This window comes from Luteolibacter sp. AS25, assembly GCF_046736275.1.
Taxonomy (GTDB): Bacteria; Verrucomicrobiota; Verrucomicrobiia; order Verrucomicrobiales; family Akkermansiaceae; genus Luteolibacter.
Genome location: NZ_CP151837.1, coordinates 426,828 through 439,607, shown reverse-complemented (window position 1 = coordinate 439,607; position 12,780 = coordinate 426,828). Strand labels below are relative to the sequence as shown.

General features: G+C 52.4%; 12 protein-coding genes. 4 read left to right on the top strand and 8 right to left on the bottom strand.

The window, feature by feature from the left end:
• Nucleotides 1-77: 77 nt before the first annotated feature.
• Together AAGA79_RS02060 and AAGA79_RS02055 are read right to left on the bottom strand one after the other, a co-directional pair.
• Complete coding sequence (locus AAGA79_RS02060; RefSeq protein WP_411827121.1) at nt 78-620, bottom strand: DinB family protein; 543 nt, start codon at nt 618-620, stop codon at nt 78-80.
• Nucleotides 621-705: 85 nt separating this feature from the next.
• Nucleotides 706-1,827 (bottom strand): fatty acid desaturase, encoded by a 1,122-nt coding sequence (locus AAGA79_RS02055; protein ID WP_411827120.1) that lies wholly within the window; start codon nt 1,825-1,827, stop codon nt 706-708.
• 209 nt (nt 1,828-2,036) lie between these two features.
• Between AAGA79_RS02055 and AAGA79_RS02050 the strand changes: the two genes are divergently transcribed.
• From AAGA79_RS02050 to AAGA79_RS02035, 4 genes are read left to right on the top strand one after another with little or no spacing between them, the layout of a single operon-like run.
• Nucleotides 2,037-2,531, top strand: coding sequence for an 8-oxo-dGTP diphosphatase (locus AAGA79_RS02050; RefSeq protein ID WP_411827119.1), 495 nt, complete (start codon nt 2,037-2,039; stop codon nt 2,529-2,531).
• 50 nt (nt 2,532-2,581) lie between these two features.
• Nucleotides 2,582-3,760, top strand: a complete 1,179-nt coding sequence (locus AAGA79_RS02045) for an SHD1 domain-containing protein (RefSeq protein ID WP_411827118.1) — start codon at nt 2,582-2,584, stop codon at nt 3,758-3,760.
• 10 nt (nt 3,761-3,770) lie between these two features.
• Entirely contained in the window at nt 3,771-4,838 is a 1,068-nt protein-coding gene (rlmN, locus tag AAGA79_RS02040; RefSeq protein WP_411827117.1) for a 23S rRNA (adenine(2503)-C(2))-methyltransferase RlmN, read from the top strand.
• 53 nt (nt 4,839-4,891) lie between these two features.
• Nucleotides 4,892-6,259 carry an MBL fold metallo-hydrolase gene (locus tag AAGA79_RS02035; RefSeq protein WP_411827116.1) on the top strand — a complete coding sequence of 456 codons (1,368 nt, stop codon included), beginning with the start codon at nt 4,892-4,894 and terminating at the stop codon, nt 6,257-6,259.
• On the opposite strand, the gene AAGA79_RS02030 is transcribed toward AAGA79_RS02035, so the two are convergent.
• From AAGA79_RS02030 to AAGA79_RS02005, 6 genes are all read right to left on the bottom strand, one after another.
• Complete coding sequence (locus AAGA79_RS02030; RefSeq protein ID WP_411827115.1) at nt 6,256-6,669, bottom strand: hypothetical protein; 414 nt, start codon at nt 6,667-6,669, stop codon at nt 6,256-6,258. The genes AAGA79_RS02035 and AAGA79_RS02030 overlap by 4 nt on opposite strands.
• Before the next feature lie 21 nt (nt 6,670-6,690).
• Nucleotides 6,691-7,683: a type II secretion system F family protein gene (locus AAGA79_RS02025; protein WP_411827114.1), complete on the bottom strand. Its 993-nt coding sequence runs from the start codon at nt 7,681-7,683 to the stop codon at nt 6,691-6,693.
• 190 nt (nt 7,684-7,873) lie between these two features.
• A complete protein-coding gene (locus AAGA79_RS02020) occupies nt 7,874-9,571 on the bottom strand; it encodes a GspE/PulE family protein (RefSeq protein ID WP_411827113.1) in 1,698 nt (565 codons plus the stop codon).
• Between the two features lie 23 nt (nt 9,572-9,594).
• Complete coding sequence (locus AAGA79_RS02015) at nt 9,595-10,170, bottom strand: hypothetical protein (protein ID WP_411827112.1); 576 nt, start codon at nt 10,168-10,170, stop codon at nt 9,595-9,597.
• A 15-nt stretch (nt 10,171-10,185) separates the two neighbouring features.
• Entirely contained in the window at nt 10,186-12,021 is a 1,836-nt protein-coding gene (locus AAGA79_RS02010) for a type II secretion system protein GspD (RefSeq protein ID WP_411827111.1), read from the bottom strand.
• A 30-nt stretch (nt 12,022-12,051) separates the two neighbouring features.
• Nucleotides 12,052-12,768 (bottom strand): hypothetical protein, encoded by a 717-nt coding sequence (locus AAGA79_RS02005; protein ID WP_411827110.1) that lies wholly within the window; start codon nt 12,766-12,768, stop codon nt 12,052-12,054.
• Nucleotides 12,769-12,780 lie beyond the last annotated feature (12 nt).

Genomic DNA, 12,780 nt, shown 5'->3' with positions numbered 1-12,780 from the left:
CAATCGCTCGCTACTCCTTCTTGCTGGCGAGTTGTGATATATCGCCGCACTTATGGGCGACCTGCATAAACGCTGAACTACATTCCGGATAACACCGCGTTCTTCACGCTTCTTGCCTGCTTGAAGTGTAGTCTCAGGTGAAACGGAAACATGCAGTTCCAGCCATGCGCATTGAGTGGACCAAATACCGGGTGCGTCGAAGTTTCTCTCCCTTTGAGATCACCTAGCTCTTCGACCATCGCCAAGTGGTCCAGAACTGACGATTTGAACAAACCGATCTGCTCCACACCACAGTCCTGCTCGGGCATCACGTCCTTTTTCGTGTCGAACTTTCTGGTCGGAGCTGGTTCTTTCAAGGCAAGTCGTCTGACCGTGGCCGAAATGGATTGGTTGACGATCGCATTATGGCGCAGGATTTCGAAAAACGACCAACCGCGCATATCCTCATCCACGCCGATCATTCGTTTCACACGGGTTGGGGTGCTACCACGTTCGTCATCCATCCCCTGCGCGAGTTGAAGGTATTCCCTTAAAACCTTTCTCGTTTGCTTTTCGACCGATGCTTGGCTCGTGATAGCAAAGCGGCTGCGGATTACTATCTTGAGAATCGTGTTTTTCATTTTCCGGGGGGATCGAGAACTCAGATCTGAGATCCAAAAAAAAGGAGGCATTTCTGCCTCCTTCAGGGAATAATTGGTGAACCTATTAAGCGATCGAAGGCTTACGGATCTGAGAAAGCTGACGCATGAGCGAACGTGTTTCACGCTGCCAGTTTTCGAGAGCCTCCTTGGACAGCTGCACACGGTCTGCCACGGCTTTTTCAAGCTCTTGGTAGTTCGCTGCAAGCTTGTCGGAAACTTGCGTAAGCATCTCTGCGGTGCGCTGGCAATATCCCGGAGTAGCTTGAATTTCGCTGATGCGATCTTCCGCACTGCGGCGTGCTTCACCCATTTCCGCGAGAAGGATTTTGCTATCAGGCACCTTGCGGAGTCCTTCCACGAGACCGAGTTTCGAGAGAGTCCAGATTGTCCATTTCGATGGATCCCACTGCCAAGGCTTTACGCCGTTGCGGTAGTCATGTTGGAACTCATGGTGGTAGTTGTGGTATCCTTCGCCGAATGTAAGGAAGGCCATAACAGCGCTGTCTCGTGCGGAATGCTTGGTTGAGTACGGCTGGCGGCCAACAGTGTGGCAGAGCGAGTTGATGAAGAATGTCAGATGCTGGGCAATTACAACACGAGTAACACCGGCGATGAGGAAACTACCAAGTGCGGCGATCATCGGATTGCCGCCGGTGAAATAACCGTAGGCGTAGCCAAGGACTGGAGGAATGATAAGTCCCACGACCAAACCAATCCAATGAGTGTATTTATGCTGCCAAGTAACGAGCTTGTCCTTACGGAGATCCGCTACGTTGTCCATAGGCGGCTCAGGATCGAGCTTGAACAGCAACCAGCCGATGTGGGCCCAGAAAAAACCTTTGGAGATATCATACGGATCATCATCGTGGTCCACATGTTTGTGGTGGCGACGGTGATCGGAGCACCAGTTCAGTGCCGAATTCTCAAACGCACATGCGCCGAAGATAAGGGTGAAGAGCTTCACAGGCTTCTTCGCTTTGAATGAAAGGTGGGAGAAAAGTCTATGGTAACCGACGGTGATGCTCATCATCGTCGCGCACAGGTAAAAGAAGAAGAGGCTGAATTGGAACCAATCCAAGCCAAATTTAAAGATATAGATCGGCGCACCGATCAGGGCGATCAGCGCGGTGCCCATTAGGAAACTGGAGGTCGTCCAGTTCACGCGTTCAAAAGGGATTCGTAACATAACGATTGAGTTGATTGAGTTGATCGCAGCCGCAAAACAGGGTATTTCGCTTGGCCGAAACCGAGGATTCAGTAAGCCATAAACCCCAAATAAGCAAGAAGTGATTTTAGGTGAAAATCTACGGAAATCCGGTAAATAAACGAGCGTTTCCGGCAACCGGAAATCCCTTACGCTCGACAAAACACTGGGGGAAATAGCAACGTCACCCAATGAGTGAATTCTGTTGGGAAAATTGGAATGGAGAGATCCATGCCACATTGATGTTCGTCGTCTCCCAAGGGAAAATTCTCCTCATCGAAAAGAAGCGCGGACATGGTGCGGGGAAAATTAATGGCCCGGGAGGGAAAATCGACGCAGGCGAGACGCCGCTGCAGTGCGCTATCCGCGAAACAGAGGAGGAATTGCTTATTTCCGTGGAAGCTCCAGTGAAGGTAGCAGAGCTTTGGTTCCAGATGTCCGATTATCCCAGCATACTCTGTCACGTCTTTCTCGCCGGGAAATATAGCGGTGAACCCTCCGAAACCGAAGAAGCAGTCCCTCTGTGGGTGAATCTCGATGAGATCCCATATGACCGCATGTGGCAGGACGACAAATTTTGGCTACCACAAGTCCTACAGGGTGAAACTCTCCTCGGGAAATTCCTCTTTGAGGGCGAGAACATGATTACAAAGGTTATCACACCTGCCACTTGGCCACATTCCTGACCTTTCCTTTCCGCTTGCCCCCGGGGCCATATTCCATCCCATACTTCATCATGAAAATTAGCTTCTTCCTATCCATGCTCGTAATTCAGGGAGTTGCTCATGCCCAGCAGGCCACCCGGGTATGGACCGATGACACCGGAAGAAAGACCAAGGCCGAATTGGTCGATGTAAAAGAAAGCATGGCCCTACTTCTCATGCCCGATGGCCGTGAGATCCCCTACCCTATCGAGAAACTCTCAAAAATAGACCAAGCTTTCATTGAGAAGTTTCTCTCCGACACCGAACAACCTGAAACTTCAGAGGCAATCGATAACTTCAGCGGCCCCTGGCCGGACCGCGTATCATTCAAAGACGACGCCGAGATCGAGATCATCAAGGAAGACCCCGAAGCCGAGGAGTTTATCTACGAATCCGCAAACTACCGCTACAACTGCAATGTCCGCCTTTCCAAGTCTGTAGTCAAAGGCTTCGCAGTCATGTTCGAGGCCACCCACCAATTTGCGCGCGAGCTTCCGCTTTCCATCAACGGAGGAAAGAAAACCGAAGGGAAATACCAGATTCTTCTCGTTGAGACAGAAGAGCAATACCTTAAGGCAGGGGGAATCCCGGGCTCAGCCGGCGTATTCTTCGGAGGAAAAAACCTCGTTCTTGTTCCCCTTACCAGCCTTGGTGTCCAGAAAGTGGGCAGCGGCTATATGTTGGACCGCGATAAATCCAGCAAGACACTGCCGCATGAGCTAGCCCACCAACTCACCCCGAACAGATACTTCCAATTCGGCGCCCGCGGCTGGTTCTCTGAAGGACTCGCCGAATACATCGCCGTCACCCCCTACCGCTCGGGATCCTACAATGTGCGCACCAACTTCCGACCTATTCTGGAATATGTCACCGCATACGGAGAGGATGGCAAAGGCGGCAAAGCGCTTGGTGAGGAAATCAAACTCGGCAGTCTTGAGGAGTTCATGTTAATGCCCTACGAAAATTTTCTCGATAACGGCCACCTGAATTACGGCTCCGCACTACTCCTCACCAACTATTTCTTCCACATGGATCGTGAAGAAGATGGCGCACGTATCAAAAATTTTCTAATAGCACTCAACGCTGGTAAAAAGGGTAAGGATGCCCTTCAAGTCCTACTGGACGGCCAGACCTTCCTGGAGCTAGAAGAAGAAATCGCCACAGCCTACTCGCGCAAGGGCGTCGATTTCATCTTCTCGGAGGAGAAATAATACCAATCTCATGATACTTCCCGCACTGCCCGGTCTCTCTCCGGAAGAAATTTCCGAATGGCTCGCCACACAAAATGAGCCTTCGTTCCGCACAAAGCAGATTCTAGAGTGGATTTGGAAAAAGAAGGTCACCTCTTTCGATGAAATGACCAATCTGCCCGCCGCGCTAAGGGAAAAGCTCGCGGCCAGCTTCCGCTTGACCGCCCTCACCCATTCCAAAACACAGGGCAGCGAGGACACGACGCGGAAATTCCTCTTCAAACTTCACGATGGCCGCTACATCGAATCCGTTCTTATCCCTGCCAACCCGGCGCTCTACGGGGAAAAATCCGACCGCCGCACACTCTGCGTTTCATCACAGGTAGGCTGCGCATACGGTTGTAAATTCTGCGCATCCGGACTCGCCGGCTTCACGCGGAATCTCGATGCGGCCGAAATCGCCGGCCAAGTATTGGCGGCCGAGCAAATCTCCGGCGAGCGCGTCGATAGCCTCGTTTTCATGGGAATGGGCGAGCCCATGGCAAATTTCAACAATCTCATGGCGGCCATTCGCCTCATCACCGGTGCGGAAACACTCCACCTCGGCGCCCGTCACCTTACAATTTCCACCTCGGGCCTGGCCCCACAGATCCGTAAACTGGCAGATCATCCACAGCAGATCCGACTCGCGATTTCCTTCCACGGAGCCACCGATGAAGTCCGCAGCCAGATCATGCCTGTTAATAAGAAGTATCCGGTGGCCGAGCTGATGGATGCGCTGAACCACTGGAATTCCACTAAAAAGCAGAAGCTCACGCTCGAATACATTCTGATCCAGGGAGTGAATGACGATCTGGAGCAGGCAAAAATTCTCGCAAGTCACGCGAAACGAATCAACGCGAAGGTAAATCTCATCCCCTACAATACGGTAGAAGGGCTGGAATGGAAACGCCCCGCAATCTCCCATTGTCGTGCATTTCAGGAGACGCTCAAAAACTTTGGGGTCACCGCCACTCTCCGTATCGAGAAAGGCCACGATATCGATGCCGCATGCGGCCAGCTGCGCCTGAAACAGGAAACAGCAGAGGGTATCGTCTGATTTCTCCCATCTGTTGACAGTTTCCCCTGCATTGCAGAAGCTACGCGGACAATATGGTATTCAAAAGTATGTGCAGGGACGTGGGGATTGGAGCGAATTCGTATTTGCTCGAGTCCGGTGGGGCTAGAGTGATTCTGGACGCAGGCATGCACCCGAAGGAAGAGGGCCTGACCGCACAACCTCGCTACGAGATGGTTGAGCAGGATTCCGCAGACGCGATTATCATTACCCACTCTCACCTCGATCACGTGGGAACACTCCCGGTCATTTCCAGAAAACAACGCGGTGCAAAGGTTTTCACAACTCCGGAAACCGCGGAGCTAGCCTGCGCCATGCTTCATAATTCCGTGAATGTCATGGAATCCAAACGCACGGAACTTGGCATTACCGATTATCCGTTCTTCCGCCATCCGAATATCGACCGCATGAAAGGCTGCTTCGAGCTCCGCAATGTCGGCCGCGTATTCGATCTCGACGATGCTGGAAAAATCCGTGCGGAGTTTTTCGATGCGGGCCACATCATGGGATCCGTCGGCGTCATGTTCCATGCTGAGGGGAAAAAAGTTTTCTACACCGGTGATGTGAACTTCGAGGACAGCACCCTGCAGAAAGGCGCTGTATTCCCGACCGAAGAAGTAGACGTTCTTATCGTGGAAACAACCCGTGGCGAGCAGCCGCGGCGCCCGGATTACAACCGTCGCGAGGAAGAAGACGAACTGGCAGGCGCTATCACCGGCGCTCTTGAGCGCGGTGGTTCCGCACTCCTTCCGGTATTCGCCATGGGCAAGACCCAGGAAGTTCTCTCAATGATCCAGCGCTTCAAGGAGGAAGGCCTCGTGAACCCCAAGACCCCTGTCTACATCGGCGGCCTTAGCACGAAGATGACAACCATCTACGATAAATTCAGCGATGTATCCCGTCGCTTCCGTCGTGGTTTCAAATTCCTCACCGATATGGAGCTGGCCGGCGGTGGTGGCAAAAAGAAACGCAAGGGCCCCATCCCTTTCAACAACGGCTGCATCTATGCACTTTCCAGCGGTATGATGTCGGAAAAGACCGTATCCAATAATTTCGCCCGCCAAGGGCTTCTGGAAAATCCGAAACACGGTCTTTTCTTCGTAGGATATGCGGATTCGGAAACTCCCGGCGGCAAAATCAAAGCGGCGAAGCATGGAGACAAGGTCGTGCTCGATCCGGCTTACCCAGCGGTCCCATTGAAGTGCGAGGTCCGTTCATTCGATTTCAGCGGACACTCCACCCGCGATGCCATCGCTGACTTTGCGGTTAGTGTGAAACCAAAGAAAATCTTCCTCGTTCACGGGGATGCAGGCGCGATGGCGTGGTTCAAGCAGGAGCTGGAAACCCGCCTGCCGGGTGCAGAAGTCCTGATTCCAGAACCTGGTGTGGAATTCAAGCTCTAGCCCTTCAGGATCTCCAGCGATTCCTTGGCATTCTTGATAAATTCAGGATCGCTCAGGAGTCCTCGGATCCAGACCACAAAGGGCGTGGCCAGTCCCATCAAAATAAAGACGGAGACCACATACCAGGTGGCTGATTTTCCTTCAGGCGCTATGAACTGCACCCACCAATCGTCTTTATCGACCACCTTGGTGCTGAACATCTGATTGTTTTCCTTCAGGTCTGTGAGGAGGACTTGGGCCATCTTCGCATTGCTCGTGGTATACAGATGTTTATACCTGCGCCCCGGCTTCTCGGGCAGATCGATGGTGCGTATTCCACGCGGGAGATACTCAACCGGCCGCAAGGTGAGAATATGTATTTCGTATACAAATTTCTCCTTTAGCCAGCGATCGATTCGGGTGAGTTGCATATCACTTTTCGGGGTCTCTGATCAGATGCCGCTCTGCATCATCTTCGGTCCCATGAGGAAGATCGGGAGGAAGGTACCGATAAATACCGCTCCAATCAGTCCAACGGCGATGAGCAATACCAGAAAGCTGATCGTGGCGGCGAAGGCGGCCATATAGTTTTCCGCATCCTCTTCATACATCTCGGAAAGCATGTCCAACTGCGCATCAAGCGAGGCAGATTTTTCACCGATGGAGAGCATGTGGACCACCTGGGAATCCGCGGAGGTGTATTTGGCAAATGCAGTGGAAAGCGGAACACCGGAGTTTTCGTATTTATCCGCAGCTTCGCGCAGCTCCGCGTAGAACGGGGTGCCCATCACGCTGTTTGCGGAAACCCGGATGGACTTCGCAAGGTTGATGCCGTTCGAATGCAGCAGCCTGATCGTGGAGATGAAAGTCATCTGACGCAGCGACATGATGAGCATGCGGAACAGGCGCCACTTGGACATCGCGATTCCTAGGATGACGCCGCGAACCTTCTCCGATTTCCAAAGTGTGATACCGAGACCGATAACTGAAAGAATGAAGACATGCCAGGTAGCCTGGGTGAAGTGACTGACCTTGAAGGAGATGGCGGTGAGTCCATCAGGCTCCTGTCCCACACCGGAAAGCATTTCCTCCACCTGGGGGACAATTTTTACCTGAGAGATAATGAAAGCACCAACGAGCACACCAATAATGGCGCCTGGCATCACTGTTGCCTTCTTGATGGCTTTCTGAAATTTCATCTCACTGGTCAGACGACCGGCAAGCGCCCGGAAAGCTTCGTGAAGCTGACCTGCATCGGAACCAGCCTGAATCAGACCAATTACCGTTTCATTGAATTTTCCAGTCCGGCGGAAGGCTTCATGGACATTCATACCCTTTCCGATGTCTTCACGAATCCGTGTCAGACAATCTACCATCACCTTATCGGGTAGACCTTGGGAAAAGTACTTGAGCGAGTCTGCCGTATTGATCTGAGCGCGAAGCATGGAGCCAATCCCACGGAAGATCGAAATCTGGTCCCGTTTTGAGAATTCTTTGGCTTTTCCCGATCCTCTGAGAAATGCGAAACTTTGAGGTTTCTCCGGTGGTGTGGAGCCCGCTTGACCTTTTGCATTTGGCGGAGCCGGAGGTTGCCCGATTCCAGGAGATGCTGCATTTTTTTGTGAGATACTTGCGCTAGTCATCGGTGTAAGTCATGTCGATCACCTTGCTCACGGCGGCGATGTCGGTTTTGCCCTCGCGCAACAAGCGCAAGCCGCTACGGCGTAGATTGGGGAGAATTCCTTCCTCGGCGATTTTTACCTCAAGCTCATACGGGGTAAGTTCACCTTTGGAGAGTTGGTCGGAGACCTTTGGCGTAATGGGAATAATTTCGAGAATGGCCGTACGACCGGAGTATCCGGTGTTCCGGCACTCGCCACATCCACCGTCACGTGCCTGGAAAATAGACACGTTTGCCCATTCGTCTCCCAGTGCGTAGGTTTTCCTGTCCAATTCGGAAATTCCGCTCGCTGCCTCTTTGCAATACGGGCAAAGAATTTTCACAAGACGCTGGGCGCACGCCGCCTTCAGGGTCTGCGCAATTTTCCACCTTTCGATACCGAGCTGCTCGAAACGCTCGATAATCTGGGAAGCCCTCGGGGTGTGAATGGTTGTAAGAACTTTGTGACCAGTAACAGCGGCCTCAATCGCGAGCTCAGCAGACTCAAGGTCGCGAACCTCACCCATGAGAATAATATCCGGATCGGACCGCATGAAGGAGGCGATCATCGGCTTGAACTCCTTGGGACTTTTCAAGTCACAGTGGGTAATGCCGGGCACCTCATCCTCCACCGGGTTCTCCAAGGTGAGAATGTTTACTTCAGGTCGATTCAGCTCGCGCAGAATCGCGTTGAGAGTGGTTGATTTACCGGAGCCGGTTGGTCCGGACATAACGATAATTCCAGCCGGAATTTTCATCACCTTGTTTAGCGCGAACATGGTCTCGTCATCGAAGGCGAGAGTTCCTTTCCCGAGAGTTACGTTGATATTGCTCTTATCCAGCAAACGCATCGTGACGTGGTATCCCCGATATGTGCGGTGCCTCTCGTAACGAATATCGATCGGCCGGTGGAAATAAGATATGGTGAAACGTCCTGAGATACCCGGGGCTGTGTTCCGGATCTCCGTGGGTAACTTCATCAGGTTGAGAAGGAAGGCATCGAGACGATCCTTCAGCTTCATCGGAATTTCCACCTTTCTACCGATGTCACCGTCGACACGGAAAGCGTAGTAAAAGGTTTCTTTCTCTACCTTGAAGTGAATATCGGATGCCCGTGTGCGGACGGCATCAGACATAACCGTCGCAATAAGTTGAGCCATCGGCTCGATATAGTCTGTGGTAACATCAAAATCGTTGATGCCGTCATCCATATCCTCGACATCGATTGCCTCCAGCTCGGAACGACTCGGGCCGCTGTTGGTGCCCACGGATTCGATGGCCCGGGAAATCTCCGAAGCAAGCGTGACGATCTTTACAATCTCTAAATCAGGAAAACGGGGAGCTAGATACTCCTCCGCCAAGGGGCTCCACGGGTTCGCGGTTGCCACGATGAGTTGCTTCTCCCCGGATAGACAAAGTGGTGCGAAGAACCCACGCGTCATTACGGTGGCATCGCAGTAGGTATGCAGGCCGGAATCACAGAATTCCGCAACCTTCGGAAAAAATGGCAGGCCGTTGATTTTCGCAATCGCGGCCATAAAGCTGAAACGGGTGACACGGTTGGGCACCTGATCCTGATCAAGCTCCGCGAAACCGGGATCGTGGTTCGCAAGCTCGGTCATGATGCGCCGACTGATCAGCTCGTTAAAGGATATGCCATCGAAATCAATCACGGTTTTGTAGTTCGGGGGGTGGGTTAAAGTTCGAAGTGTTTGCGGCAAAGAAATGCCCAGGATTCGTATTCCATGCGGGCGCAGGTTAGAAACGGGTGGATGCCGAACCGTTTTCCCACAGCGTAATATGCTTCATCTCCGAGAAGCGTGGCTGCGATGGGATTGATGGACCCGGTGCCTATTGCATCGGTATCCTCTGCATAAAGTACGGGTACAAGAAGTGCCTTGCCGAGCTGGTGCAGGGCCTCGAAGGATTCATAGAAAGCGGACGGAGCAATGAGTTTGCTGGCAAAAGGAATCGTGGCTGGAGCCGGATTAAGGGTCGAAGCCACGGCGTCTGCCAAGGTAAGTATCGCAGCCCCCAAGTGTTCCTCCTCATGCCCCAGTACGCGGCCCAAGGTTTCAATCAAGTCCTCGGGAATGCCTTTTCCCTGACTTTCCCGCACTCTTGCGAGAGCTTTGAAAATATCGCTATCAGAGGCGGCCCCAGACATGCTAAGTGCCTCCGCTGTGCGGACATAGCACTCCTCCACGACCTCGGGGATCGTTCTGCGATGGGGCTTCGAACCCTCCGGCGCTGCTTGAAAAACGGTATTCATATTTACAGGAAGTGGTTACCTACGGCGGGAAACCTGGCTGAATTTTGACTTCTTCCTTTCAGTATCGAGGTATTCATCCTCACGGGGGTAATACGGAGCCTCCGTAGGCTGCATCCCGCGGATAGTACGTCCCATATTCGGCTCATGGGCAGGACCTGGATTGTATGGGTCCACTGAATTGTAATCGCACGGAATCTCCGTACCTGCACTGAGCCTGCTGCTGGCTTTGTCATTAGCTCCGCGGTTCGATGGATTATAGGATGTGGGCGTGACCAGGAAGACGAGCGACGTCTGCTCTTTGGCTGCTTCCTTGCTTTTGAAGAAGAAGTTGATGATAGGGATATCGCCGAGGAGTGGCACCTTGGTTTTGTCGTCGCTTTTCACTTCCCCGTAGAAGCCACCGATAACAAGGGAGTTCCCATCGGGAATCCGGGCGATCGTTTCCACCATGGATTCTGTAACCCGTGGATATTCGTTACCCGGCAGACCATCTACGCCGACACCAGTTACAGTTCCTGTTATTTGCGCGGAACGTGGGCGCATCTTCATACGGACGGTTCCATCTGGAAGCAGAGTCGGGGTGACCGCGATCGAGATACCGATTTCACGGTGGTTTTCAGGATCTTCGGTAATTGCTTTGTCCGAGGAATCGATCTTGTAGCGAACTTCTTCAGTTACGGTTGTAGTTCCTGAAGTGCCGCCCGGAGTCGTTGTGGAGGTGATAATCGGGATCCTATCGATGATGGAAATCGTCGCCTGCTCGTTGTCTTCAGTGATGAGTGTCGGGTTGGAAACCTGATTGGAAATACCGCCGGTATTCAGAGCGGTGAGCAATCCGGAAACCTGAACAGGTGTGAGAATAATACTTCCACGATCACTGGTGAACTCCCCGGGAGAGGATGTGGAAACATCACCTGTGAAGCTGGTAGGTAAACCGAACATATTGCCGATGCTTCCGGTAAGTTCGAGCGGGATTCCGCTGGTGCTCAGGGCATCGGTCCAGTTTACCCCGATTTTTTCGCCAACGGATGTGTTGATACGGAGAATTTTAGTCTCAACGATGATCTGGCCTTTTGCTTTATCAATCCCATGCAGGAGGCTTTGTGCGGCTTCGATCCTCGTGGCGGTATCGATGATGACGATTGTGTTCGTTTTCGGCTCGAATTCGATAATTCCTGTTCCAGGGCTGAGAACCGCACGGATCAAAGTCTTGATCTGCTCGATATCAGTGGGACGGAGGTATTTCAGCTGATAGTGAAATTCCTGACTTGGAAGCTGCCCGAGCTGCGCCTGTGTGAGTGCGTAAATTGTGTTACCCTTCGAGTGAAGTGAGAGCCCATACATGAATGCCAGCTCTTCCATCTGGTTGAGCGGATCTCCGTCATCCAGGTGACCTGTAACCACATAGTCCGGGCCGTTGATCTTCAGGTTGTGGAAATACTGGCGCCCCGCGGATTTTGCGAGGAATTGGAAAATATCATTCAGGCCGGCATCCTTGATCAGGTATCCTTCGGAGGTTTCTTCCATCTCACGTTTCTGCTCTTCAAGCGGTGCGAAGGGAGTGGCACTTGGATCGATGGCTTCACCGTCCTGGGGAGCGACGGGGGGCGCAGGTGGTTCACCAAGTTCAGGTAGTCCCTCGGCGGCTTCGCCAATTTCCGGAAGCTCCATATCAGCAGCCTCATTTCCTGGTTGAGGAAGTTCGGGAACAGCTGGAACTTCGGGCGCATCAGTTTCACCAGAAATAATCTCTTCCGCGGCAGCTTGGAGAAGATCTCCTTGCGCTACCAGATTTGTGGACGTGTAGCCAAATGCCACGGCCGAGAGCAAGAGTGTATGGCGTATTTTCATGTTAGGTGTGGAGATAGGTGAATCGGGAAGTTAGTTAGAAGGATCAAAGGAACTGTTGGCCTCAAGCTTGAGTGGAGACAGAGTGTCCGGGGAAACCATGCCCGGGGGTGTCATTTTTTCACCACCCGGGATCATACCAGGCGGGAGAATATTGGTGGAGCGGGTTGCCACTTCCTGAGTAGTCAGATCCTGGAAAATGATATCTCCGGCTGTTACCTTAAGGATCTTCATCGAGAATTTCTTTCCGCGGAATTCCAGAGGGAACACGCTGCCTTCCTTGAAGGTACGAGTTCCAACCAGGAATTTCCGCTCACGCGGGATAATTGCTGTTATGTCGATCAGCTTGACTATATCGACCAAAGGTATAGGAGGAAGCGCCGGCTGACGTTGGTTCTGCAGACGCGAAGGAGCCTGTTTGAGCGCCGGTTTGATATTGGGATCCTGATTCAATCCGAAGGGATCTACCGGACGGTTTCTCATGGAGAATATAGCGATTCGGGAGGCCACATACGGCTCGATGTCCGCCCCTGCGAAGCGCGATGGGTTTGCTTCCACCGGCTGTGTAGCCTGAACCTTGGATACTTGCCCTGCAGTCTCAGTATTTGCTTCCGCTACATCTTCATTGTCAAAAATATCGGCCGATTGGGAAAATATCGAAATAGTCAAAAGCGCCGAGACAGATACCACTACGAGACCACCCTTGAAAAGTTGCAGGTGGTCTAAAGCAGTGGTGTTGGAAGATGTCATTTCAGTTCTCAA

Bases quoted from the DNA above. Each gene is read 5' to 3' on its own strand.
- AAGA79_RS02055 (WP_411827120.1), bottom strand. From the start codon at position 1,827: ATGTTACGAATCCCTTTTGAACGCGTGAACTGGACGACCTCCAGTTTC.
- AAGA79_RS02035 (WP_411827116.1), top strand. From the start codon at position 4,892: ATGGTATTCAAAAGTATGTGCAGGGACGTGGGGATTGGAGCGAATTCG.
- AAGA79_RS02005 (WP_411827110.1), bottom strand. From the start codon at position 12,768: ATGACATCTTCCAACACCACTGCTTTAGACCACCTGCAACTTTTCAAG.
- AAGA79_RS02045 (WP_411827118.1), top strand. From the start codon at position 2,582: ATGAAAATTAGCTTCTTCCTATCCATGCTCGTAATTCAGGGAGTTGCT.
- AAGA79_RS02050 (WP_411827119.1), top strand. From the start codon at position 2,037: ATGAGTGAATTCTGTTGGGAAAATTGGAATGGAGAGATCCATGCCACA.
- AAGA79_RS02015 (WP_411827112.1), bottom strand. From the start codon at position 10,170: ATGAATACCGTTTTTCAAGCAGCGCCGGAGGGTTCGAAGCCCCATCGC.
- AAGA79_RS02030 (WP_411827115.1), bottom strand. From the start codon at position 6,669: ATGCAACTCACCCGAATCGATCGCTGGCTAAAGGAGAAATTTGTATAC.
- AAGA79_RS02025 (WP_411827114.1), bottom strand. From the start codon at position 7,683: ATGCTTCGCGCTCAGATCAATACGGCAGACTCGCTCAAGTACTTTTCC.
- AAGA79_RS02060 (WP_411827121.1), bottom strand. From the start codon at position 620: ATGAAAAACACGATTCTCAAGATAGTAATCCGCAGCCGCTTTGCTATC.
- AAGA79_RS02010 (WP_411827111.1), bottom strand. From the start codon at position 12,021: ATGAAAATACGCCATACACTCTTGCTCTCGGCCGTGGCATTTGGCTAC.
- rlmN (WP_411827117.1), top strand. From the start codon at position 3,771: ATGATACTTCCCGCACTGCCCGGTCTCTCTCCGGAAGAAATTTCCGAA.